A 24,179-nucleotide genomic window follows, 5' to 3' on the forward strand; every position below is an offset into this window, starting at 1 on the left:
AATCTACTTTTTCAATGAAGCACGCAATGGTTCCGGCACATCGTCCAGTGTTCCCAATTTGCTTAACTGGAGGGACCGCAGATAGGCAACAATGGCCCAACGATCTTCCACGGTGACATTGGCCCCATATGGCCCCATCAAATTCTTACCATAGGTAATCGTGTTGAAAATCTCTCCGTCCTGAAGTTCCACGATTCGTTTATCATGCAGATTTGCCACGATCGCCATGGCTCCGATTTTCTTGGTGATTCCATTGCCATCACCCTGCGCGCCATGGCATGGAGAACAGTTAATGTTAAAACGTTGCTGACCGCGTTCGAGCAACTGCAATGTGACTTTCACGGGCAGAACATCCACGTAGTTCGTTTTGCCCGCCACATGGCCGGTCGTGAAGGGAGTTGTCTCGTAAACATCACCTTGGGCGATGGTTCCCGGGACTCCAACCTGCGAGCTTCTTCCATTCGCGAAAAAATTATTCGGAGTTTGTGGACGCAGTTTTGGCTGACGATCCATGTCTGGAAAGATTTCGATCGGCGGCTTGCGGGAGGTGGCGCCGCGCTTGCCAGCAATGGCAAACACCGCAACCGAACATAAAACAAGAATTAGCAGGAAGTAACGCATTTATTCCTCCACCAATTCGATGTGCTTGCTGTCGAAAGATTCAAGCAGCTTGCGGGTTTCGGTTTCAGAGTATTTAGGATCGCTGGTTTCAATCACAAGAAAGTAACGGTCATGCGTGACTAACGCGAAACGTCGATTTTTGAGCAACGGATGATATAACCGTGGCAGGCGATTCAGGAACATCATGCCTCCCAATGCTCCAAACGCACCTAAAAGAATCGTGAGTTCGTATGAAGGGGGAAAAGCGCTGAAAGGGCTGAACATCGGTTTGCCACCCACGATAATCGGATAATCAACAGCGTTCATCCACCAGATCATGAGCATGCCTGTGGTGTAACCTGTCACACCTCCAAAGAAGGAGAACCATCCGACCTTTGAATTTTTGATACCCATCGCGTGATCCATGCCATGGATGGGGAACGGAGTGAACACATCCCACTTGCGGAAGCCCGTATCCCGGACCTTCTCCGCTGCATGCATGATTGCAGCCGGGGTTTCAAATTCGGCAATGATGCCGTAAACTTTAGGATTCTCAGCCATTAGTGATGTCCTCCGTCTTTGGCTCCGCCGAGCGGATGATGAGGATCAGCCTGAGGTGTGATCCCCTTAACTTCCGAGATCGCAATGATCGGCAGGAAACGCAGGAATAAAAGGAACAAGGTAAAGAACAGACCGAAAGTTCCCAGGTAGGTTAGAATGTCAACCCACGTGGGCTTGAACCAGGACCAGTTCGAAGGCAGGAAATCGCGATGAAGCGAGATGACAACGATGACGAACCGCTCAAACCACATGCCAATGTTCACGAAAATGGACAGGATAAACACGATCAACATATTTTGCCGAATCTTCCTGAACCAGAAGAACTGAGGTACCACAACGTTGCAAATGATCATCGTCCAATAAGCCCAGGCATAATGACCGAAGGCACGGTTGATGAAGGCGTAGCGCTCATACTCGTTACCGCTATACCAGGCAATGAAGAACTCCATGCCGTAAGCATAACCAACAATCGAACCCGTTGCCAAAGTCACTTTGCACATCAATTCGACGTGACGAACAGTGATAATGTCCTGCAAGTGGAGCAAACGGCGCAATGGCACCAACAAGGTCAGCACCATACCAAAGCCGGAGAACACGGCGCCAGCCACGAAGTAGGGCGGAAAGATGGTGGTATGCCAGCCGGGCAACTGTGAAACTGAGAAGTCCAATGACACGATTGAGTGCACGGAAAGCACGAGCGGTGTCGAGAGACCGGCAAGAATCAAATAAGCCTTTTCATAGTTACTCCAGTGCCGGTTGGAACCAGTCCAGCCCAGGGAGAACAAACCATAGAAAAACTTGCGAATCTTTGTCTGTGCTCGATCGCGGTACACTGCCAGGTCAGGGATCAATCCCATGTACCAGAACAGCAATGAAACAGTGAAGTAGGTTGACACGGCGAACACGTCCCACATCAAAGGTGAACGGAATTGAGGCCAGATTCCGTTTTGATTCGGAATTGGAAACAACCACCAACCGAGCCACACACGACCAATATGGATGAGCGGAAAAATACCCGCGCACATAACGGCGAAAATGGTCATCGCTTCAGCCGCGCGATTGATCGAAGTACGCCAGCGTTGGCGCAAAAGAAACAAAATTGCAGAGATGAGTGTTCCGGCGTGACCGATACCGATCCACCAGACGAAGTTGATGATTGCCCATCCCCACATGACTGGATGACCCGGGCCCCAGACACCCACGCCCACCGAGATCAAATAGGCGATCATGCTGAAACAGGTGACCATCAAGATCACGCTGGGCACCATCGAAGCCCACCACCACCAGGGAATCTTCCCCTCACCCACCCCGGCGATGGCATCGGAAATCCAGCCGATCGACCGGCGATTTCCCACCAATGGGATACGCCTCAATTCGGCAGGTGGGGCCTTAACTTCAATATTCGACAACATGTCAGCCATTATGCCTCTCCTTTCTTCTCACCAGGAGTTGCTTTGTGCTGACCTTCAGGACCAACTTCTCCATCATGATGTTTGTCTTTAAATTCCTGCGTACTCAGCGGCAGTTTGTATGCATCCGGCATCTCGGGATTCGGATTACGGAGACGCGCGAGATAGGTCAGGCGTGGCCTGGTGTTCAGGAAATCCAGCACGGTGTAATCACGATCCTGCCGTTTTAGTTTCGAAACCCTGCTCTCCGGATCAGAAATGTCACCGAACACAATCGCATCTGCCGGACAAGCCTGTTGACACGCCGTTTTAATGGTGTCACGCGGCACTTTCACATCGCCAGAAGCACCCGCCTTGACCTTCTGAGCAATCTTCGCGCCTTCAATGCGTTGCACGCAGAAGGTGCATTTCTCCATAACACCACGCATACGCACGGTGACATCTGGATTCTTCACCAGCTTCAACAGTTCCCACTGCTCCTGGGGAAGATTACCGCCATCGGGATTCTTCCACCAACGCATCAAGTCCCATTCTCCATCGGTCGAGCTCAATATCGGGGTCGAATAAACAGGCCCCTTCAATTGCTCAAGTGTGCGGCGATTGTAATCGAAGAAATTAAAGCGACGAACCTTATACGGACAGTTGTTGGAACAATAGCGCGTACCGACGCAGCGATTGTAAACCATCACGTTCAAGCCTTCCTGGTCATGCACGGTTGCATTCACAGGGCAAACGTTTTCACAGGGAGCCGCTTCGCAGTGCTGACAAAGCATTGGCTGGTTCACAACTTGCGGCTCATCCTTGGGACCGGTGAAATAGCGGTCGATGCGGAGCCAATGCATTTCGCGATTGTTGGCGACCTGCATCTTCCCGACGATCGGAACATTGTTCTCGCTCTGGCACGCGACCATACAGGTCGAACATCCCACGCAGGAACTCAGATCGATCGACATACCCCATTGATGATGAGCTTTCTTTTCAGCCTCTTTCAGCGGATTTGGATAAAGTGAAAGATCCTCACGATTGTCAGCGGATGAACGAGCTCCCGGCTTCTTTTCCCCCTCGGCTTCCCTGCTCTCCACGAAACTCTTAAGCGGCGAAGGAATTTCCATGTCCATTTCACTGGCGAAATTTCCATTCTCGCGATATTCCGCCAAAGTGCCTTCCCGAATGATCGGGCGGCCTTCCATCGTCCCGTGATCCTGGGTTATGGCGAGGTGATGCCGCTGACCAGTAAGAGTCAGCTTGGCGCCGACAGCAATATCCCCAGACTGCGTGGTGCGCAGAGCGTAGGCATTGTATCCGGTCCCGGTGCCGACGCGACCAGACTTGGTGCGTCCATAACCCAGTGCGAGGCCGATGACATTGTTTGCCTGTCCAGGCTGAACCCAAACTGGCCCTTCAATCTCACGACCATCGAGCTGAATTTTTACCATCGGAACCATCAAACGATTGTTCTCGCGGTTCTCAACCGAAATGTTCAGCGACCTTGCAGTGGCAGGGCTGAGGAGAATGGTATTCTCCCAAGTTATTTTCGTCACGGGATCAGGCAGTTCCTGCATCCACCCGTTATTGTTTAAACGTCCGTCGTCCACCCGATAATCACGATGAAAAACGACTTCAAACTTATCCTTGTCAGGGACTGCAGAGCTTACAACTGAAGCCAGTCCCTTCGAAACTGCACCACTATCAAGCTGCACTTCAACCGTCTTCGCAGCGCTCTTGTCGAGGAAACCATCATGAACAAATTTCTTCCACTGCTCCTCGTCTCCACCAGCAATACCGCGGAAGGTGTCACGAACGATGTCGTAGGATGAAACGGTTTGTTCACCAGCAATACGAGCGAGCACTTCGATTTCCGTCAATCCGTCGAACAAGGGAGAAATCAGCGGCTGAACGGAAACAATTGTGCCATCTGCCGTGCGTGCATCACCCCACGATTCAAGGTAATGAGCCATCGGCAACGCCCAGCCGTTGGTCGGGAAAGATTCGTCTTCATAATAAGCAAGACGAACAACGGTTTTAGCTTTGCTCTGAGCTTTTGCCCAATCCAGTTCAGCAGGCGCGTTATAAACAGGATTGCCACCGAGCACCACCAATGTTTCCACCTGGCCGGCATTCAAATCCTTGGCCAAATCAACGATGGAACCAGACTGAGGTTCCTGAATATCCTGGAAAACGATCGTTTTGTTTAGATTACCGAGAGCCGAATTGATGGCGTAAGCAATCAGGTGAACGGCCAGTGGCTGGCGATGTCCCGCCAAAACAAGGCCTGCGCCTTTATTCTTAAGAAGGTCTGCAGCGCAACCTTTCGCCCACTTGCTAATCCAATCGGGACTCCAACGCTTTTGAAAATCGAGTTCTTCCGTAGTGGGTGTGTCGCTTAACGTCGGCTTGTTCTGCTCGGCGATGACCTGAAGTTTCTTCTCATCCGCCAATTGACCGATCGCTGCATCTACATTGCCACCCGCCTGACGCAGGATTTCCTGTGCAACCGAGGCTGCAACATTAATAACCGCACTGCCGGGAACACGAAGACGGTGATCCGCATTTACGCCTGTCAAGGTCATCAGACCTTCGACAGCGTATAACCGGTTCATATCATCCTTCGAGGTTTCCGTCTTACGATTTTTCGCGAACTGATTAATGCTGACGAAAGCGTTTTCTTCTCCACCAATAAAATCAGCATCCAGGGAAAGGATTACCTTGGCAGCTTCAATCTTGAAGAAAGGATTGACCGACTTGCCAGTAGCGACGCTGGCGGCCTGACGATGGATATCGAAATCGACAGGTTCATAGACATGCCATTTAGCCTTTGGAAACTTTTGGGCAATGATCCCCTGAAGACGGTCGCGTGAGGGCGAACTGCTCCGCTCAGCGAGGAAGCTCAGCCCCTGCCCACTGTTCTTCTGCGCCCAATCAGCAATCTCTTTGAGAGTATCAAAAGCCTTCGCGCTCGTCGCATTGTTTCCATTCTCAGCAAAACGTTGCGCACGATCGGCATCGTAAAGGTTTAGAATGGAAGCCTGAACGTAGCGATCCGTACCTCCATTGCTGATAGGATGCTGCGGATTTCCCTCCAATTTCGTCGGCCGCCCATCGTTCGACTTCGCCAGCAAAGGCACTGCTGTGCCGCGTGTAGGCATCGACGTGGCATAAAACTTCGCCACACCGTGCACATAGCCTTCCGGCATTTTGGAGAAAGGATAAATGTTCTCAACCGGACGACGGCAACCAGCCAAACCAAAACCACCTGCCAGGAGAAACGAGGCAGACATGATTTTCACGAAGGATCGCCGTGTGACAGGATCAGTCAACTCGCTGGCACCAGCAGGGAACTCGCGTTGCGCCCATTCTTTGAACTCAGGCGTTTCGGCCAGTTGGTCTAAACTGCGCCAATACTTTGGTCCGGTTTCCGGTGTTGGACAAGGAGGAGGAACTGTTTTCATCGGTGACAGGTGGAGCAGTTTTGCAGAGATTCAACTTTCCAATCATGGACGAACTTCTGTCCATTGGCCTTCTGCATTTCAGCAGCTTGCTTTGGATCGTTGCTCCATTTCCAATCGAGATCAGTAATTTTTTCAGGCGGGCGGAGGTGGGCGGCAGGATTGCGATGGCAATCCAGACAGAAGGACATGTTCAATGGTTTGGCCTGATGAACCTCATCCATTTTGTTGATCTGACCATGACATTCCACACAGCTCACACCTCGATTCACGTGAACCGAGTGATTGAAATAAACGTAGTCAGGGACTTTGTGGATTTGGACCCACGGGATCGGCTTGCCAGTGGCATAGCTTTCACGCACCAGAGCCAGTTTGGGATCATCCTTGAGCACCTGGTTATGGCAGTTCATGCAAACAGAACTGGCCGGGATATTGGAATACCAGGATTTTTCCACGGCGTTATGGCAGTAGCGGCAATCAACACCAAGTTGGTCCGCATGGATGGCGTGGGAGAACGCCACAGGTTGCACCGGCATGTAGCCCACGTTGGCATACGCGTTGGAGCAGTAGTACCATACGCCGGCAGTCACGGCAGTGCCCACCAGCAAAACGCCGATGATGATCATCACCGGCAGCCGGTTTGTCCACTTAGGAAAGACATCTGACATCTTTGCAATTCTTGTTTAGCAACTTAAGAGTTCGTTCAGCCCGGTCCCGGCGAGCACAGGTTTCGCCGGACCAAAAGGGCTACCGATTCTTGCGATCGAGCGCCTGGCGTCAATTATTTTTTTTGCATTTTTCAGGCTTGCCGCAGCCACTTTGCCTGAACCGCCGAGGGCTTCACCTTCGACATTACAGCGAAGTTAAAACGGCGGCGGACTAATTCGCAAGAAACTTTGTGAAATATTTCACGAATTCGCCGACCGTAATTTTATATATTAGATTTATTTATCAAGTCAAATTCCATTTACTCATGAATAAACAATTCTGTTAACATCCCGCAAACAAGCTTTTTAATCCCATAAAGTCGTCCAGCAGCTAAATAAGCTTCGCCAATGCGAATCCGATCTTTATTTCCCGCACCAATCGTCTCCCTACCTTCTCCTTCCATGAGCAATTAGCGGCCATGAAGGGTTTGGTTGCTTGGTCGGCAAATTGCTGGCAGGCTTCGCCCCGGCAGATCAAAGGACGTCAGAACTATGCGACACTACTTTGCCCGGGCACGAATTTGGGGAGCAAGTTGGGAGCGCTTCGTAGTTACCTGGAGGAAAATTGAATCTGACAGTCCCCCCTGCCAATGAGCATGCACGATTCCATTTTTACATATTCAATAATTGGCATAACCGTTTGGACCACTATTTACGCCTTCAGGAATTCGTCGCTCGAAGAAAAGCTCATTTTCTGTCCGAGATACATTCTGGCGGAAAAACAGTATCATCGCCTGGTGACCTCAGCCTTCCTGCACGCAAACTGGCGGCATCTCTTCTTCAACATGTTTGGTTTGTATGCCTTCGGCAGGCTTATTGAGTCCATTCACGGCCCGCTAATGTTTCTGAGCATTTATTTTGCAGGCATTATTGGCGGCGACCTGCTGGCACTGTGGCTGCACCGCAATCATGAGTATCGGGCTTACGGAGCTTCCGGTGGCGTATGTGGGATCGTGTTTGCCGCAATTTTTTTATTTCCGGGCATAGGTGTCTCGATGATGTTCATACCCATCTCGATACCTGGGTGGCTCTACGTGGTCATCTTCCTCACGAGTGAATTCCATGGCACCATCAAAGGAAAAGATAACGTTGGTCATGATGCCCATTTGGGGGGCGCGATTATCAGCCTGGCCACAGCTACGGCTTTTAAACCGGAGATCGTCCAATGGAGCCCAAAGCTTTATGCTGCCGTGATGCTGCTCTCCCTTGGCATGCTGGCTTACCTGATCAAGAATCCTCTTTTCCTCCCATTAAAAACCTTCATGCATTTTGGTTCAGTATCAGTACCAAAGAAACTCCAGGTTCCATCATCCCCCGCGCAGGAAACGGAGCGAGTTAACAAGATCCTTGATAAGATCTCCCAAAAGAGAATCAAAAGCCTGAATAAAGAAGAGCATGAGCTATTACTCAGAGCCTCCCGAAAAAGCCAAAGTAAATAACGACCGTCGCGTGCCTTTCTGCCACGCTGAGGTCTCTTCAATGGGTTGTCCGGCTTCGCCTTGACTCACGAGGTCTTGTAACTTACGGGTAATTCATGGGAACAAGAATGCTGTCAGATCTATCAGTTGAACAACTGAAGCAAGCCGTGGCTATCAGGGAGCAAATTGATGTGCTCGAAGATCAACTGGAGAAGCTTCTGAGCGGAACTGGCACTGCACGAACTCCGGTTCGAGCAGGCCGGAGGCAACTCAGCCCGGCAGCAAGGGAAAGCATCGCGGCCGCACAAAGGCTAAGATGGGCGGAGCATCGCAAAGCCAGGCAACAAGCAGGCAAAGGAACGAGTGCGCGGGTTTCTCAACGCAGGCACCAGACCAGTGCGCCCAAACAAGAAACAACGGCTTCAACTCAAAAGTCAGCTTCGAAACGAGGCAGGCGAAAGACTTGACAGTTGAGGCTTTGGCGCTGCCTAATTCTCCCGAGTCTTACTCCAAAATATGCGCTACCTCAGCCTAATCTGCTGGTTGACGTTTTCACTATCCAACCTACCTGGCCAAGCCGCAGACGCGGCAGCCTTAAACACAGATATCATTCGCATTGCCAGGAGCTTCAAGGATGGCGGCGGATACAATACAGCATGGAAAGGAACCGGAACGGCCGAAGAAATCAATTTCAAAGGCGAGAAAATTCTGGCCTGCGGTGACAAAACCTACTGCTGTGGCTTTACCTTCACGGTGGTCATGCGCGTAGCGGCGGAACGAGGTTTGCTCAAGGATAAAACAAGCCACGAGATTCGGAAATTTCAAAAGGAATGGTACGGTGCCACCGCAACCAGCGCCGAAAGGCAGTGTCAATTGGCCATGAAGAACCTCGGCATTGGGAAAGCCATTTCGTTTGAGGAAGCACAGCTGGGCGATTTTGTTCAATTGTGGAGAACGAAGTCCGGCCACAGCGTCCTTTTTGTCGGCTGGGTGGAAGAGAACGGCCAGAAAATCGGCATGCACTACCGAAGCTCCCAACCTGGAACAGATGGCATCGGCGATGCCACTGAATACTTCACCAAAGCCGCACCGGGAAGAAGTCCCCTGGATAAAAATCGCACTTACTTCTGTCGCCTAAATCCAACCTCAAAGTAATCATTTGTCCCGGTGTGTCTCTTTATCAAGGTAGTCCGGACTGTTCATTTGTTTTCGAAACTCAGACAGCGATTTATTGGTGGGTCGCACCTGCCCTCTCGTTATATAATCAGTCAGCGTAAGCGTGATCATGATCATTAGCCATAGAAAACCAGCTCCCGCAAAGATCCAAATGATCCTGCTCCCATAGCGGACGTGCATGAAGAAAAGGAGAACCAACAGCATCTTTAACACTGCAATCGCCATGGCGATGACAATGCTGAAAGGACCAAGGTTTATCCTGGATACTCCCCAGGTAATCAGGAGCAGCAGGATCAGGCTAATCCACACCAGAAGATAGGTCTTTACTGAAATGATTTTGCTGCTCATTAGTGTCGGTTGATGAGGTAAATAAGTGGGTACAGGAATATCCAAACGATATCCACAAAGTGCCAGTACAGTCCGGATAGTTCCACGGGCGTGTAGTAATCCTTGTCAAAGCGCCGTTGGAATGCCAGGAACGCCATCACTGAAAGAACCCCAATGCCAACGAGGACATGGATCGCATGCAGGCCAGTCATCGCCCAATAAAAAACAAAGAACAATTCCCCTTGAGCCGCTCCTTTCAGCGAGAACGATGGCCCGGGCACCAGGTGTTCGCGAATATCCTCGGTGTATTCCGCCGCCTTGACTCCCATGAATGCAATGGCAAAGAAAATGGTGACCAGAAGATACCGGAATAAAATCTGATTCCTTCCTTGCTGAGCAGCTCGAACCCCCAAAGCCATCGTAAAACTACTGGTGAGAAGTATCGCAGTATTGATGGTTCCATAGAGCAAATTTGTCTGTTGGCTCGCCACGACCCAGCTTTCGTGATACGTGTGCCGGTAAACGATGTAGCCCAAAAACAATCCTCCGAAAAATAGTATTTCAGTAGCCAGGAACGTCCAAATACCGAGCAAAGCGGCTTCATGTTGCTGTTCGGCACTGTCAAATTGTTCCGCCACCATGGAATTTGTCTCAGCCACGTTGCACCTCCAATTTCTTTTCCTCCTCTTCGGCGGAGTAGTCGTAAGGGCCCTTGGTGACAAGTGGAGTTTCGTCGAAGTTATGCACAGGGGGCGGCGAGGTAGTCTGCCATTCGAGCCCGGTTGCGTTCCATGGATTTGCTGGAGCTCGCTTTCCTTTGAATAGTGACCACGTGAAGTAAATTACCGGCAATAGATAACCCACTCCCAGGATGGTGGCACCAGCGGTGGAAAGCACGTTATAAATCTGAAACTCCGGCGCATACGCATGATACCGTCGAGGCATGCCCAGGTAACCAACGACGAATTGTGGAAAAAAGGTCAGGTTGAAACCGATGAAGGTAATGAGCGCGGCTAGTTGGCCAAGCTTCTCCGGATACATCCGCCCTGTAATCTTCGGCCACCAGAAGTGCATTCCCCCCATGAATCCAAGCACGGTTCCGCCCACCATAATGTAATGAAAATGAGCAATGATAAAATATGTGTCAGTGACATGGACATCCACTGCGATGGCGGCGAGCATCACCCCGGTCAATCCGCCAACAGAAAACAATCCGATAAAGCCCAGCGCATAGAGCATGGGAGTTTCGAAGGAAATCGAGCCGCGATACAGTGTGGCGGTCCAATTGAAAACCTTGATCGCTGATGGGACTGCCACGAGGAAGCTGAGCAAGGAAAATATCATTCCCGCGTAAACCGATTGACCACTGACAAACATATGATGTCCCCAAACTAAAAACCCGATCACGGCAATCGCCAGGCTGGCAAAAGCAATGAAACTATAGCCAAAAATCCTGTTCCTGGAAAAACAGGGTACCAGTTCACTAATGACAGCCATGCTGGGAAGCACCATGATGTAAACCGCCGGATGTGAATAGAACCAGAAAAGATGCTGGAACAGTACCGGATCACCCCCGAGTTTGGGATCAAAGATTCCCAACCCCCAGATGCGTTCCAACGCCATAAGAGCTAACGTAATTGCCAACACTGGCGTGGCGAGCACAAGGATCAAGCTCGTCGCATAATGCGACCATATGAAAAGTGGCAGGCGAAACCAGGTCATGCCGGGAGCACGCAGCTTATGGACTGTGATGATGAAATTGAGTCCGGTGATAATTGACGCAAAGCCTGAGAGAAAAATCCCTGCAGCCATTTCAAAAACGTGGGTGTTTGCATATCTGCTGCTGTATGGGGTATAAAAGGTCCACCCCGTATCGACGCCACCATAAATAATGGCATGAAGCGCCATTAACCCGCCAGCTATGAACAAATACCAACTCAACAAATTCAGTTTGGGAAACGCAACGTCGCGCGCGCCAATCATCATTGGAATTAGAAAATTTCCAAGGACGTTGGGAATGGACGGTATCAGGAAGAACCAGACCATGACCACACCGTGGAGGGTGAACAGCTTGTTGTAGGTATTCGATAAAACGAGATCGCCCTTCGGGGTAAGCAACTCCAACCGCATGATACCCGCGGCCACCGCAGCAATAATGAAAAAGACAATGATCGAGAAGAGATAAAGCAGTCCGATTCGTTTGTGGTCCGTGGTTAGAAGCCACGACTTGATGGTATGTCCAGCTTCCAAATAATTCTCTTCCAACATCACGGGTGCGGCGGATTCACTTTCGGGAATCACACTCATTTCGTTTCCTCCAATGGCTGTTTATTCGCGAGACTCTTTACATAGGCAATCAGTTGCAACAGTTCCTCCTCTGAGATGTGCCCTTGATAGGTCGGCATCACTGGCTCATAACCAGCAGCAATTTGTGACTGCGGCAGCAGGATCGAGTCGCGAATATATTTCTCATCGGCAAATGCCCACTGGCCGCCTTGCAACGGAACTGGTTTGCCAAAAACCCCTTCCAATCGCGGCGCCCTCACCTGCCCGCTGCCCATGTGACATCCGCTGCAACCGAGCTCGCGAAATAATCGTTCCCCCGTTTGAGCCAGATTTTCCTGCGGCCTTCCATTTGCCAACCACTGCTGATATTCATCAGGCCTCATTACAATAATACTGCCAGTCATACCGGAATGGCTGGTTCCGCAATATTCGGCGCAGAACAAATGGTAGGTACCCAGCCTGGTTGGGCGGAACCATTCGGTTACATATCTCCCGGGAACCACGTCTTGTTTGATCCGGAAGGCTGGGATGAAGAAACTATGAATCACATCCTGAGAGGCCATGGTCAGTTTGACGACCTTCCCCAGCGGCACGTGAAGTTCATTAATCTCGCGATTCCCTTCAGCATGCTGCAGCTTCCACATCCACTGCTTGCCAATCACATTGATTTCAAGCGCGTTCGCCGGTGGGCGCTCCAGGTCAAAATATACGGTCGCAGCCCAACTGTAGATGCCGAGCACCAGGAACAATGGTACGAGAGTCCAGGTCACTTCAATTTTCCACGTGGCAAAGTTCAAAGGCCGGCGATCGGCCTTGTTTCCTCTGCGGTATTTGAACAGAAAATAAAACATGGGACCAAAAATGATCGCCAGCAGGACCAGGCTGAGCAGCACCAGGGCAATAAAGAGAGTGTCCACTTTGGTGGCGATGCTGGATGCTTGATGGGGAAATAAGGGAAAGTTCATACCTCAGCCCGTCTTTATTGGCACCTCCAGGTCCCGCCCGGCTTTAGCGCCATCTTTCCTTATTGTGACGAAGATCAATCTGCTCAACAGCAACAAAGTGATAAAGGCACAGATTCTGACCACGGTCATCACGAGCACTCCATACTTTCCAGTGATCGGTGTGTAATGAAAACAAAGCATCAACAATTGCTGCACCGGCGAGCCCACCTTATCCGCCGCCGCGGCCTTCAAGGCAGAATTCATTTCTTCTCCGGGAAAATTAACTCCCAGTAAGTAATGCGAAACCTTTGCCTTAGGAGTCAGAATGACCAACCCGCTTGGGTGTGCATACTGCCTGCTCTTTTCGTCATATGCATACCGATAGCCAACCTCGTCCGCCAACTGCCGTATGGAAGCTTCGTCGCCGGTAAGAAAATGCCATCCACCCGCCGCACCAGCCCGACCATAGCGCTTCAGGTAGGTTTTCTTTTTGGCGCTGGCCAGGGCGGGAGTCTCGTGCGGGTCAATGCTCACATTAACCACTTCAAATTGTTCTCCAACACTTCCTTTCAAATCCTGCAAACCCTCCACCATCCCATTGAGAACAAGGGTGCAAAGCATCGGACAACCGTAATAGCCCAGAACGAGAATAACCGGCCGTTTTCCAAAGTAATCTCCAAGTTTAACAATGCGTCCCTGTTCGTCTCGAAATTGCAATTCAAGGGCTATCTGCTGATTGAGCTTCTGGTCGAAGGTGATCTTCTTCAAAGTTTCATCGGTAACCACTTCCGCCTTTGCAGACGAAGCCGTACAAACGAAAAGTAAAAAACATAATCCCCACGTGCAGGCGAGTTTCACTCCGTGTGGGCAATGGAAGAGGAGTTTCACTGATTCCCTCCTTGCGGAGGAACGTATTCTCCCCGGCGATCTTGAATGAGCTGCAAATTGGAACCACCAGTCTGGGCGGCATTTGTACTCGTTCGCACCGGCAGACCTTTTTGCAGCAAGAGATCCATCGCCCGGTCGATGGGGATGCGTACGATTCCGGCTTTTTTATCGACCCAACCATAGCTCTGTAGTTCGATATTTTCCCGATCTCTAAAATGTTCCAGATCGGTTGTCGGGGAAATTTGCAGATGCGGTTCCGGCCAGAGTTGCCGCGACTGGGCAACGGCGGGAAGCACCTGCCTTTCCTGAGCTTCCTGATCCGCCTGACCGTGAGTGTGGAGGTAGTGCCGAAACTGCAAGCCAAGGATCAAATGAATCACAATTGCGCTGGCGAGCAGTATTCCCATGAAAATCATGACGAACTTCAAACCGACATCAGATGACTCCGTGCCTTTCCCGGCTGGATTGGGAGCAGATTGAGGATGTGCGCTATTTTGCATGAGCTTCAATAATTTGGTGTTCCACTCGCGGATCATTTAAAGGAATCAACGACGGTCCCATGAGGAGTGAAATGAAAGTTGCAACCCAGAGACCGCCCACTCCAAAGAGGGCGGCAAAATCGAGCCAACTGACATGAAATCCGGTTGGGTAAAACGAGGGAGCAATAAACCAGTACACACTGACGAAATGCGCCACAAAGACGATGGTGGCGAGCATCATGAGTGCCTGTGGATTCCGCTTCGAGTTGCGAAACAGCAGGATGAAGAATGGCAGAAAAAAGTGGAATAGAAATAGGAACCAGACGATCCCTTTCCACCCACCCGCAATACGGTGCAAATACCAGACCGTTTCGTCCGGAAGATTTCCGGACCAAATGATCAATAGCTGGCCAAAGGAGACGTACGTCCAAAACATCACGAAAGTGAGCAGCAGGTTGCCCAAATGATGAAAATGCGTGGCGGTGACTACCTCTGATAGCGGTTTGAATTGTCCGAACCAACTAAGGAGGATGATGCAAAGGGCATAGGCAGCCAGGATTTGGCCGATACAGATAATCACTACAAACATCGTGGAATACCAATGCGGCTCCAACGACATGATCCAGTCGACATAAACAAAAGTGGCTGTAAGTGGATAAAGCACAATGCCTGGGCCACTCAGACTTCGCAGGCGGCGGGTTGGCTCCACATCCCTGGTCGTATCCTGTTGCAAAGACCATTTGCGGAGAAGTTGGGTAATAACCATCCAGATAATGAAAGCAATGACAGCCCGCACGACGAACATGGCCGGATTCATGTAGGCCTGGCGATGCTGCAAGATGATGTCGTCCGCCACCGTGGTGGGTTGGGCCCACGGATAAAGGAACTTCAGACCAAAACAGATTGGGGCGAAGAGAAACGCCATGACCGGCAGCGTCATGAAGCCTGCCTCGAGAAAGCGTCTGGTAACCTGCCCCCAACGTCCGCCGGTCAGGTGATGAATCATCGCCACTCCAAAACAGCCGAGCGCCAGGCCCAGCCACGATAGAGAACCATACAAAAAGGAGATAAAAAACTGTTGCGTGTTCACAAACGCGCCCACGGCACACAGAACCAATCCAATCAATCCAACAACAAGAGCGATTAATCGGAATCTATCCAGCCGTGAAAGGAGTTCTTTGTTCATTGATTTTGGCCTTCCAGTTTTGCACGGTCAGCAGGAGGGACATTCTCCAGTCTGGAGTTATGGCTGAGCTGCAGTGCCCTGATATAGGCGGCAATGGCCCAACGATCGGCTGGTTCCACGCGTGAAGCATAAGAATACATCACTCCATACCCCCGCGTGATCACGTCGTAAAAATGTCCAACGGGAGCGTCACGCAAACGATCGATATGATACGACGGAGGCACAGGGAAACCGCGTTGCGGAATCATGCCATTTCCATCGCCCGTACGCGCATGGCAAACAGAACAATAAATCTCGTAGCGTTCCCTGCCCCTCTCCAACACCTGCTTCGTTATGGGCATGGGAAACTCGGTCACCAGATTAGTGCCAATCATGCCACGGTAGAAAGCTTGATCGGCCTCCAAATGACCTCGGGCAACAGTTCCGGAAACAAGTGGACGCGACGCGGCACCATTCTTAAAAAAATCACTTTTTTCCAACGGATCGGATTTGGGCTGATCGTACATCTCATGACGGCAGCCGCAGAGAAGCCCAAGGAAGGCAATGCCAACCAGCGCCATGGCGAATGGAGAATTCAAGGAGCCACCTCCGAAACTCGCACTGGCCTGAGGCTCTCCAAAAACCTTTTGGTCGCAACCGGGTCAAACTCAGGATCTGAGGATTCAATGCATAAAAAGAATCGATCTAATGAGGCGCGTCTGAATTCAGGAACATTGAAAACCGGGTGGTAGGGTTGAGGCAGTCGGTTCATGGCCAACATGCCAATGATTGCGCCCAGCGCTGCGCAGAGGACGGTGAGTTCGAAGGTAATCGGGATAAATGCAGGCCAGCTATGCAGCGGCCGCCCGCCGATGTTGAAAGGATAGTCCACCGCCATCGCGTACCATTGCATGAAATAACCACCGAGACCACCCGTGATGCCACAAATCAGGACCGTAAACGGGACAGCGGTCTTCCGCCGCCCCAGAGCTTGGGCAAGTCCTTCCACGGGAAATGGTGAATAGGCGTCCATCTTGCGGTAACCTTCGGCATGGCAGCGTTGCGTCGCTCCCAGCAAATCCTTGTGGGTACGAAATTCTGCCATTAACCCATGGATGGCGGCCTCATCTTTCATGGCTCCACCTCCTCATGTTCGGCAATCAGCTCGCGCACTTCTGAAATGGAAATCATTGGCAGGAACCGGATGAATAAGAACAGCAAAGTAAGGAATAACCCGACGCTCCCGATCAAGGTGGCCCAGTCCCAAACAGTGGGATAATACATCCGCCACATGGAAGGGGTGAAATCTCGTGCCAGGCTGGTGATCACAATCACAAACCGCTCCACCCACATGCCTACATTAATGAAGAGCGCGACGATAAAAAGTAAAAGGGGCGTGGTTCGAACGCGCCTCGACCACAGCGCCTGCGGGATGACCACGTTGAAAGCCATCAGGACCCAGAAAATCCAGCCATACGGACCAAATGCCCGGTTCTTCATCATGTATTGCTCAAACGTATCGCCACTGTACCAAGACATGAATGCCTCCATCAGATAGCCGTAGGCCACCATCCAACCGGTTGCCAGCATCACATTGGCCATGTTGTTCAGGTGCCGCTTGGTCACCAGGCTTTGCAGTCCGTAAATTTTGCGGATGGGAATGACAATGTTCAGCACCATGGCAAAGCCGGAATAAATGGCGCCGGCCACAAAGTACGGTGGGAAGATCGTGGAATGCCAACCCGGCACGATGGCCACGGAAAAGTCAAAGCTGACAACGCTGTGCACCGACAGGACCAACGGAGTGGCCCAACCCGGCAAGAAGAAGATAGGCAGATTGATGCCGTTGCCAATGGACCGCTGAACCACGCCAGCCCAAAGCCAGCATCCCGTAAAAAACCTGTTTGCCACGCGTGGTTGCGCGATCCCGTAACGTGGCGACATCTGGAATGAGTCCGACATACCAAAAGATAAGTGAAACCGTGAAATAGGTGCTGACCGCAAAGACGTCCCAGACGAGCGGACTGCGAAATTGCGGCCACAAACCCATGGTATCAGGATACGGGAGCAGCCAATAGAACAGCCATGGTCTTCCCAAATGGAGCAACGGAAACATCCCGGCGCAGGCCACTGCAAACAACGTCATTGCTTCTGTGAAACGATTAATGGAAGTACGCCATTTTTGAAGCAGCAGCAGCAGGATGGCGGAAATAAAAGTGCCGGCATGGCCGATTCCAATCCACCAGACAAAATTCACTATGGCGAAGCCCCAGGCCACGGGAATGTTGATTCCCCATATGCCAACGCCTTTATAGAGCAGATACGAGATGGCGTAGAGCAAAAGCATCAGCAGCGAAAACGCCACCCCGAAGCTCACCCACCAGAACTTCGGGCGAGGATGTTCGAGAACCACATCCGCAATGGTATCTGTCACCGAATCGTAAGTCTCACCCGGGCCGAGAATGCGCGCGGGATAGCCTAAAGGAGTGACGGGGTAATCCTTGTCATTTTTGGCGGCATCGGAGATTTTTTGCGTGCCATCAGGCATGTGATTTATCCTTTTCCTGATGGGTTCCTACGTTTTCCAATTCCGGGTTTGGATTTCTTAGCTTCGCCAAATAAGTCGTCCGAGGTCTGGCGTTGAGTTCTCCCAGCATGGAATAGTTAAGCAAACTGGCTTTGAGTTTTGAAACGCTGCTGTCAGGATTTTTGGTGTCGCCGAACACAATTGCCTCGACCGGGCAGACTTGCTGGCAGGCCGTCATAATCTCGTTCGCGCCAATCCTCCGATTCTTTTCCTTCGCGCTGATCCGCGCCGAGCTGATCCTTTGGATGCAATAGGTGCACTTTTCCATCACGCCCCGCCAACGTACTGTGACATTCGGATTGCGCATCGCTTTGAGAACCGGGGTGTGGTAGTTGGAATACTCGAGAAAATTGAATCTCCGAACTTTGTATGGGCAGTTGTTGGAGCAGTAGCGTGTTCCGACGCAGCGATTATAAACCTGCAAATTTAGTCCATCATGATCGTGCAATGTGGCTGCGACGGGACAAACCAGTTCACAGGGGGCGTTTTCGCAATGCATGCAGGGAACGGGTTGATTATTGACCTCTGGGTTGTCGAGGCCGCCGCTGAAATATTGATCAACCCTCAACCAGAGCATGTCCCTGCCCCGCCCGATTTGGTCCTTGCCGACAACGGCGATATTATTCTCCGACTGACAGGCGGTGATACAGGCGTTGCAACCAATACACGTGTTTAAATCGATGGCCATCCCCCACGCATAATCACCATCCTGAAATTCGTTGGGATTATAAAGAGTGTGATCACGGGATGGGAGTTCGCCTTGGTCCTGCACCGATGCGGGGTGCTCTTGAAATTCTTTGACGTTCGCCTCCCGAATGATGTCACGCCCGTGAATATTGTGACTATGCTGCGTGGTGACCAGGTGGTAATGATCGGAGGTTTTTATCAGTTCAAGTCCATTACCGAACCACAATGCATCGGAGGTGCGAAGTGCATAGGCGTCAAAACCGGTTCCGCTTCCCACCTTCCCCACACGTCGCCGGCCATACCCCAGCGTCAAGGTGACGGTGTTTTCCGCCTGCCCGGGCACGATCCACACTGCAACGTGCAAGGTGCGTCCGCGAAACTTTAGCTGCACTACATTTCCGTTTGCCAGATGCTCACGCTCTGCCAGGGAAGGACTCACGAGTGCAGCATTGTCCCATGCCAGTTTGGTGAAAGGTTTGGGACATTCCTGGAGCCAGCCATTATTGGCGAAGCGACCGTCCCAGATGGTTGGGTCTGGCGCAAATGAGAGTTCAAGTTTGGTAGAAGCACTCTGTTGCATTTCCGCCACAGGTGGCAGGTCACTCCCGCCCTTTAACTTCACCTCTTTTGACTTCAGTTCCGTCCCAGCGATCACTCCATCATGCAAGGCACGTCGCCATCCTTTTTCAAAGTCCGGCCATTTCTTCTGAGACTTCCAATAATCCCGCACGATATCATATCCATTTCGGTCGGGTTGCTGAATCATGACCCCAAGTAGTTCATGCGCCGATTTGCTGGTGTACAATGGCTCGATCAGAGGTTGAACAATCGAAGTCGTCCCATCAAAAGCCCGTGTGTCACTCCATGCCTCCAAATAATGCGATTCGGGAATGTGCCAATGACAATACTGCGAAGTTTCATCGAAGTGGGAACTGAGTTGGATCCGCAATTTGACCTTTAACAGGCGATCGGCAAACTGGAAGTCTGGCGGTGCGTTGAAAACCGGGTTGCCTCCAAGGATTACCAGCAAGTCAACTTTGCCTGCATCCATGTCCTGCACCAGTTCCTTCAATGAATTGAGTTGATTCACCGGCTTTGCCTCAGCGGAAGCGGTATAAACAATGGTCTTGCCGGCGTTTCCAAGCTTCTCATTGATGCTGTGAACCAGAGCATGAACTCCGGGGGGTTGTTGCTCTCCAGCGATGACGATGCAAGCTCCAGCGTTCGCTTGAAGATCACGAGCGACTGCTGCAATCCATTTACCGTTCGTTTCGTTGCTGCCCGCTCCCGGTTCAGAACCGGATGAAATCCCAAGTTGATGGGCCAGAGCACGGGTGAGCGCTTCAATACGGCCGGCTTCGAGTGGCAGTCGATGATCCGCCATTGATCCGGTAATGCTGGGCGTGCTTTCCATCACGTAGAGGCGATTCATTGCTTCTTTTTTTTGCCCTCCAATCCGTCGGCCCTTTGCAAAATGGCGGGCATTACGCAGGCCTGCCGGATGGGCAAAAAGGAAATCGGAATCCAACGAGAGGATTACCCTGGCTTGATCGAACTTGTAGTGGGTTTCAACTATTTCACCGAACGCGGCTCGCGCACCTTCCTGAGCATGATCCCTGGATATCGCCTGATATTGATGCCATTTGGCGTCGGGATATTTTTTAAGCAGATCTGCCAATTGAGCAGCCAGGGTCGGGGAGGTAACGGTTTCAGTCAGAATGCGAAGTCCACCTCCACCAACCTTGCCCTGCTGCTCCAGTGCTGCGTTTAGGGCATTGAGAAACAAGCCCCAGGAACTGATTTCGCCAGCATTGGTTACTGATTGTGAACGATCTGGATCATAAAGATCCAGCAGTGAAGCCTGATGAAAAACATTTGTAGCCCCCAGACTGGAAGGATGATCCGGGTTGCCCTCCACCTTGGTGGGATGGCCTTCATGACTTTCAATCAGCAATCCAGTTGCAAAGCCATTCCATTGCATGGCGGTCGCAAAATACAACGGCTGCCCGGGCACCATTTCCTCAGGCTGCTTTACGTAAGGAACAATTTTCTGAACCGATTGCCGGGTGCATGCGGTAAGGCCGGATAACGCCAACGAGGCTCCCATGAACTTAAGGAAGGATCTTCGACTTACTTCGTCGGTTAACTCAGAAGCAAGCGCAGGAAATTCGCGGTGCAAAAGCGCCTCGAACTCCGGCGTTTGCGCCACCTCTTCAAGGCTGCGCCAATATTCCCGCCCGCGCGTGCCTGCCAAGCTCTCCCGGATTCGGGATAAATCGTGTGCCTTCGGAAGTTGAGAGAATGGTTTCATCGATGGCACATGCTGCAGTCAGTAAGTTGCTTCACGTTGACGTGGTATTCTTGAACCAGTTTCTGCCCTTGCTTTCGTTGGTCAGGCTGACGCTGCCATTGCATGTTGAAAACTTCCTCCCGTGGACGGATGTAATTGGCTGGGTCACGGTGACACTCAAGACACCATTTCATATAAAGAGTGTTCGCCTTCCAGGTCAGCGGCATTTTATTCACCGGTCCATGACAGGTTGAGCAACCAATCCCTTTGTTCACATGAATGCCATGATTGAAGAAAACGAAATCAGGCAGATCATGAACCCGGTTCCATTGCATGGGTATATCTTTTGCGAGGCTTTGGCGAACCGGCGCCAGCAGCGGAGCATCCGTGTAAAGCTGTGAGTGGCACGTCATGCATATTTCGGTTGCGGGGATGCCTGCAAAAGCGGATTTTTCGACGGAGGTATGACAGTACCTGCAATCAATTCCCAATCCGCCGTAATGATGTTCATGACTGAATGGCACCGGCTGCTCGATGGGAATATTGACTTTGGTCATATATGGCGACCACCACACCGCATGAAGTCCCCAGCCCCCGAGGATGAGAAATATTGCAAACCCCAGGATACTTGCCCTTGCGAGAGTGTTGCTGCGCCGATGAAAAATCTGCGGCATCCACTTTTCCTTTAGTCTTTAGTCGTACGCCCTGTAATCGCGCCAGGAACAACGCTCCGTGCGCTACCAATGTTAGTTTTCGATTGAGGGCGGGTAAATGGGGCGAAGACCCTAAGTTAAATGAGGTTCAGCGTCGTGCAGGAAGCGCCTTTAGTTATGCGCTTCCAGACTTGTGTGAGATAGGGTGTCGTATGTTACACTAATAATCAGCGACATGAGTTTTCTTACCTCCATCCTGAAGTCAATCCGGCCCCTGATACCGGATTCAGCCGTAGGATGGGGAGCACGGGAATATTTTAATCAGCGTTACAAGGAATTAGGCACCATGACACAATTGCAAATCGACTCTACGAACAAAACTGCCTCCGTGGAACTGGATCTCAAGGGAGAAATCCAGCCACTGCGCGTCAAAATTAACCGTTATGAGCTGACGACGATGGGGGAAAAGACCTACATCGAAATCAAGGAATTTGAGACATCGCGCGAGTGGATCAATGTGCTCGCGCAACAATTCGTGAAAGGAAAAAAGTTTGAAGTTCCTGAGCTCGTAAAGGCTGTGCTCTGACAGTATTACATGATCGAGGTTGCAACAATGATGCTGATTCCGATGATTACTGCCGCCGTGACAATCGCAACCGCAACGTTGTTGTTTAACAACTCCTTCTCGATATCGATCTTCGTTACTGCCCAATCGAAAACCTTAAAGCCGACAAATACCACCACTATGCCGATCGTAGCGAAGATAATTGAATTCAAAATGGCATGACTCAGTGATTTGGGAGTGGTATCCGTGCCTTCGGCTGACACATTGTTCGCCCATGCAAGCAGGGAAAGGACCGGAAGCAAGACAGATGGAAGTTTTCTTTTCATTTGGAGTTTGGTTCTAAGTTTTTTGGTTAAAAAAGATGTGGAACGAAACGGCTGCAGTTCCCCGTGATTAAAGAGGTGTCTTCGCGGATTCCCAGACCGCAGGCTTCATGGTTTACCACCCACGTTCCCATTATCGGATGATTGCCGTCGAAATCCGCGAGTGGTGCCAGCGCCTGATACACATATCCCTCCTCCCCGTATTCCCCTTGCGTTTCCTGCACTGTTGATTTGCCCTTAATGATGCTCACATTTGCGCCTTCCCGGCTCAATTTTGGTTTCCTAACATAACCTTCTGCAACCGCGGGAGCGTGCCCGGTGAGCAATTCCTTTTCAGTAAAATATGCGGGAAGCAGATTCGGATGCCCGGGGTAGAGTTTCCATAAAATGGGCAGCAAGCCTTTGTTCGAAAGCAACATCTTCCACATCGGCTCAATAAAGTTGCAGAGCTCCTGTTTCAGGCAATAGGAAAACTCCTCATGCCACATCCATTCCCATGGATACAACTTGAAGTAATTTGAAACCTTCCGATTTTGTAAATCTACAAATTCCAGTTTCCTTTTGTCATAGCCAAGGTCTTCGATAAAAATCTGATCCACTTCAAGACCAGCCTGATGACACGTGTCCTGTAGATAAAGAACCGTCTGCGCATCTTCGAGGTGGTTCTTGATTCCTCCGAAGTAGATCTTTCCCGGCGCTTTGATTTTGAATTGTCCCCAGGCAGCCACGAGCTTTTCATGAATGCTGTTGAACTGATCGCAGTTCGGGGCGAAATCCTGCAACCAATACCATTGTGCGACTGCTGCCTCCACCAGGGCAGTCGGCGTATCGGCGTTATATTCCAGCATCTTTGGCGGATTTTTTCCGTCATACGCCTGGTCAAATCTGCCGTAAATGCTAAAATCATCCCTTTCCCAGGAGTTCTTGATATAGGGCACGGCCTCTTCTGGAATACCCAACAGTCCGAACAGGCCTTCGTCAATCACATGCTGCGCGGCCGCAATGCACATCACATGCAGATCGTTGGCAGCTTTTTCCAACGTGTCCACCTCGGCTGAAGTCAGTTCATAATATGCCGATTCGTCCCAGTACTTCTGGCCTTCCGGTGTGTGGTAGGTAAGCCCCACTTCCTCGACTTTCGCCTCCCAATCCGGGCGCGGTGCTATCACGTTCCGTTTCATAATCAAGATGAAGAACTACCACTATGACCAAAGCCACCCCGGCTTATGCTCGATGAAGAGTGAGAGCTGGAGGAGCTAAAATGAGAACTTGAGCCGGATGAACCTGAGTATCCAGGTTTGCTATAAACAACTGTACTTTCGTTGCGCGCTGGATTCCACAAGCCGCCATAGTAGTAACCATAGCCCGGACGATAATAGTTATAAGGATACTCGTACCAGGCATGATAGGGCGCATGGTAATAACCACGCCCCGCCACATAGGTGTTATTGGTGACCGATTGATCCGCATAATCCCAATCGCCTCCCGAGGTTTGATTACTCTGGTTGTTGCACCCACTGATTAAAGCGCCGGAAAGCACCAGCGTTACCATCGTTGATTTTTTCATTTTCCTTGAGCCGCTCTTCGCCGCTCAATGTTCTTAATACCACATACGCCAAAGGATTCAGTTAGAAAAGGATCATCTGTTTATAATCCGTGCTGGCTTGG

The 24,179-nt window shown here is 50.9% G+C and carries 23 protein-coding genes and 1 pseudogene; 4 read left to right on the forward strand and 20 right to left on the reverse strand.

The annotated features are described in order from the left end of the window. Nucleotides 1–3: 3 nt before the first annotated feature. From CFLAV_RS07635 to CFLAV_RS07655, 5 genes are read right to left on the reverse strand one after another with little or no spacing between them, the layout of a single operon-like run. Nucleotides 4–621 carry a c-type cytochrome gene (locus tag CFLAV_RS07635; protein ID WP_007414088.1) on the reverse strand — a complete coding sequence of 206 codons (618 nt, stop codon included), beginning with the start codon at nucleotides 619–621 and terminating at the stop codon, nucleotides 4–6. Continuing rightward, nucleotides 622–1,161: a DUF3341 domain-containing protein gene (locus CFLAV_RS07640; RefSeq protein ID WP_007414089.1), complete on the reverse strand. Its 540-nt coding sequence runs from the start codon at nucleotides 1,159–1,161 to the stop codon at nucleotides 622–624. Further along, on the reverse strand, nucleotides 1,161–2,582 hold the full coding sequence (gene nrfD / locus CFLAV_RS07645; protein ID WP_007414090.1) for an NrfD/PsrC family molybdoenzyme membrane anchor subunit: 1,422 nt from the start codon (nucleotides 2,580–2,582) through the stop codon (nucleotides 1,161–1,163). The genes CFLAV_RS07640 and nrfD (CFLAV_RS07645) overlap by 1 nt, the downstream gene beginning before the upstream one ends. Further along, nucleotides 2,582–6,019, reverse strand: a complete 3,438-nt coding sequence (locus CFLAV_RS07650) for a TAT-variant-translocated molybdopterin oxidoreductase (protein ID WP_007414091.1) — start codon at nucleotides 6,017–6,019, stop codon at nucleotides 2,582–2,584. The genes nrfD (CFLAV_RS07645) and CFLAV_RS07650 overlap by 1 nt, the downstream gene beginning before the upstream one ends. Beyond that, on the reverse strand, nucleotides 6,016–6,684 hold the full coding sequence (locus CFLAV_RS07655; RefSeq protein ID WP_007414092.1) for a cytochrome c3 family protein: 669 nt from the start codon (nucleotides 6,682–6,684) through the stop codon (nucleotides 6,016–6,018). Before CFLAV_RS07655 ends, CFLAV_RS07650 begins: the two co-directional genes overlap by 4 nt. A 635-nt stretch (nucleotides 6,685–7,319) precedes the next feature. Here CFLAV_RS07655 and CFLAV_RS07660 point away from each other — a divergent pair. From CFLAV_RS07660 to CFLAV_RS07670, 3 genes are all read left to right on the forward strand, one after another. Further along, nucleotides 7,320–8,162, forward strand: coding sequence for a rhomboid family protein (locus CFLAV_RS07660; RefSeq protein ID WP_272941469.1), 843 nt, complete (start codon nucleotides 7,320–7,322; stop codon nucleotides 8,160–8,162). A gap of 95 nt (nucleotides 8,163–8,257) precedes the next feature. Continuing rightward, nucleotides 8,258–8,608, forward strand: a complete 351-nt coding sequence (locus tag CFLAV_RS07665) for a hypothetical protein (protein ID WP_160164519.1) — start codon at nucleotides 8,258–8,260, stop codon at nucleotides 8,606–8,608. A 49-nt stretch (nucleotides 8,609–8,657) separates the two neighbouring features. Next, on the forward strand, nucleotides 8,658–9,296 hold the full coding sequence (locus CFLAV_RS07670) for a hypothetical protein (protein ID WP_007414095.1): 639 nt from the start codon (nucleotides 8,658–8,660) through the stop codon (nucleotides 9,294–9,296). Here the strand turns inward: CFLAV_RS07670 and CFLAV_RS07675 are convergent, their stop codons facing one another. From CFLAV_RS07675 to CFLAV_RS07730, 12 genes and pseudogenes are all read right to left on the reverse strand, one after another. Beyond that, the gene (locus tag CFLAV_RS07675; protein ID WP_007414096.1) at nucleotides 9,297–9,665 is read right to left on the reverse strand and encodes a cytochrome C oxidase subunit IV family protein; all 369 of its coding nucleotides are present in this window, start codon (nucleotides 9,663–9,665) and stop codon (nucleotides 9,297–9,299) included. Beyond that, nucleotides 9,665–10,303, reverse strand: a complete 639-nt coding sequence (locus CFLAV_RS07680) for a cytochrome c oxidase subunit 3 family protein (RefSeq protein ID WP_202796864.1) — start codon at nucleotides 10,301–10,303, stop codon at nucleotides 9,665–9,667. The genes CFLAV_RS07675 and CFLAV_RS07680 overlap by 1 nt, the downstream gene beginning before the upstream one ends. Beyond that, nucleotides 10,296–11,951 carry a cytochrome c oxidase subunit I gene (gene ctaD / locus CFLAV_RS07685; RefSeq protein ID WP_007414098.1) on the reverse strand — a complete coding sequence of 552 codons (1,656 nt, stop codon included), beginning with the start codon at nucleotides 11,949–11,951 and terminating at the stop codon, nucleotides 10,296–10,298. The genes CFLAV_RS07680 and ctaD overlap by 8 nt, the downstream gene beginning before the upstream one ends. Then, nucleotides 11,948–12,895 (reverse strand): cytochrome c oxidase subunit II, encoded by a 948-nt coding sequence (gene coxB, locus CFLAV_RS07690; RefSeq protein ID WP_007414099.1) that lies wholly within the window; start codon nucleotides 12,893–12,895, stop codon nucleotides 11,948–11,950. The genes ctaD and coxB overlap by 4 nt, the downstream gene beginning before the upstream one ends. Before the next feature lie 3 nt (nucleotides 12,896–12,898). After that, nucleotides 12,899–13,762, reverse strand: a complete 864-nt coding sequence (locus tag CFLAV_RS07695; protein ID WP_007414100.1) for an SCO family protein — start codon at nucleotides 13,760–13,762, stop codon at nucleotides 12,899–12,901. After that, nucleotides 13,759–14,262, reverse strand: coding sequence for a hypothetical protein (locus CFLAV_RS07700; protein WP_040547448.1), 504 nt, complete (start codon nucleotides 14,260–14,262; stop codon nucleotides 13,759–13,761). Before CFLAV_RS07700 ends, CFLAV_RS07695 begins: the two co-directional genes overlap by 4 nt. After that, nucleotides 14,252–15,427: a hypothetical protein gene (locus tag CFLAV_RS07705; RefSeq protein ID WP_007414102.1), complete on the reverse strand. Its 1,176-nt coding sequence runs from the start codon at nucleotides 15,425–15,427 to the stop codon at nucleotides 14,252–14,254. The genes CFLAV_RS07700 and CFLAV_RS07705 overlap by 11 nt, the downstream gene beginning before the upstream one ends. Then, nucleotides 15,424–16,005, reverse strand: a complete 582-nt coding sequence (locus CFLAV_RS07710; protein WP_040547451.1) for a c-type cytochrome — start codon at nucleotides 16,003–16,005, stop codon at nucleotides 15,424–15,426. Before CFLAV_RS07710 ends, CFLAV_RS07705 begins: the two co-directional genes overlap by 4 nt. Next, complete coding sequence (locus tag CFLAV_RS07715; protein WP_007414104.1) at nucleotides 16,002–16,541, reverse strand: DUF3341 domain-containing protein; 540 nt, start codon at nucleotides 16,539–16,541, stop codon at nucleotides 16,002–16,004. Before CFLAV_RS07715 ends, CFLAV_RS07710 begins: the two co-directional genes overlap by 4 nt. Continuing rightward, nucleotides 16,538–17,954: pseudogene (gene nrfD / locus CFLAV_RS37570) on the reverse strand (NrfD/PsrC family molybdoenzyme membrane anchor subunit). The gene CFLAV_RS07715 and the pseudogene nrfD (CFLAV_RS37570) overlap by 4 nt, the downstream one beginning before the upstream one ends. Continuing rightward, nucleotides 17,947–20,991, reverse strand: a complete 3,045-nt coding sequence (locus tag CFLAV_RS07725; protein WP_007414107.1) for a TAT-variant-translocated molybdopterin oxidoreductase — start codon at nucleotides 20,989–20,991, stop codon at nucleotides 17,947–17,949. Before CFLAV_RS07725 ends, nrfD (CFLAV_RS37570) begins: the two are co-directional and overlap by 8 nt. Further along, nucleotides 20,988–21,644 (reverse strand): cytochrome c3 family protein, encoded by a 657-nt coding sequence (locus CFLAV_RS07730; protein WP_007414108.1) that lies wholly within the window; start codon nucleotides 21,642–21,644, stop codon nucleotides 20,988–20,990. The genes CFLAV_RS07725 and CFLAV_RS07730 overlap by 4 nt, the downstream gene beginning before the upstream one ends. A gap of 214 nt (nucleotides 21,645–21,858) precedes the next feature. Between CFLAV_RS07730 and CFLAV_RS07735 the strand changes: the two genes are divergently transcribed. Next, nucleotides 21,859–22,209 carry a hypothetical protein gene (locus CFLAV_RS07735; RefSeq protein ID WP_007414109.1) on the forward strand — a complete coding sequence of 117 codons (351 nt, stop codon included), beginning with the start codon at nucleotides 21,859–21,861 and terminating at the stop codon, nucleotides 22,207–22,209. A 5-nt stretch (nucleotides 22,210–22,214) separates the two neighbouring features. On the opposite strand, the gene CFLAV_RS07740 is transcribed toward CFLAV_RS07735, so the two are convergent. The 3 genes from CFLAV_RS07740 to CFLAV_RS07750 are packed head-to-tail and all read right to left on the reverse strand — an operon-like array spanning nucleotide 22,215 to nucleotide 24,078. Next, complete coding sequence (locus CFLAV_RS07740) at nucleotides 22,215–22,514, reverse strand: DUF350 domain-containing protein (protein ID WP_007414110.1); 300 nt, start codon at nucleotides 22,512–22,514, stop codon at nucleotides 22,215–22,217. Between the two features lie 26 nt (nucleotides 22,515–22,540). Then, the gene (locus tag CFLAV_RS07745; RefSeq protein ID WP_007414111.1) at nucleotides 22,541–23,692 is read right to left on the reverse strand and encodes a glutathionylspermidine synthase family protein; all 1,152 of its coding nucleotides are present in this window, start codon (nucleotides 23,690–23,692) and stop codon (nucleotides 22,541–22,543) included. Nucleotides 23,693–23,694: 2 nt separating this feature from the next. Then, complete coding sequence (locus CFLAV_RS07750; protein ID WP_007414112.1) at nucleotides 23,695–24,078, reverse strand: hypothetical protein; 384 nt, start codon at nucleotides 24,076–24,078, stop codon at nucleotides 23,695–23,697. Nucleotides 24,079–24,179 lie beyond the last annotated feature (101 nt).

Origin of the sequence: Pedosphaera parvula Ellin514 (genome assembly GCF_000172555.1) — a bacterium.
Lineage (GTDB): Bacteria > Verrucomicrobiota > Verrucomicrobiia > Limisphaerales > Pedosphaeraceae > Pedosphaera.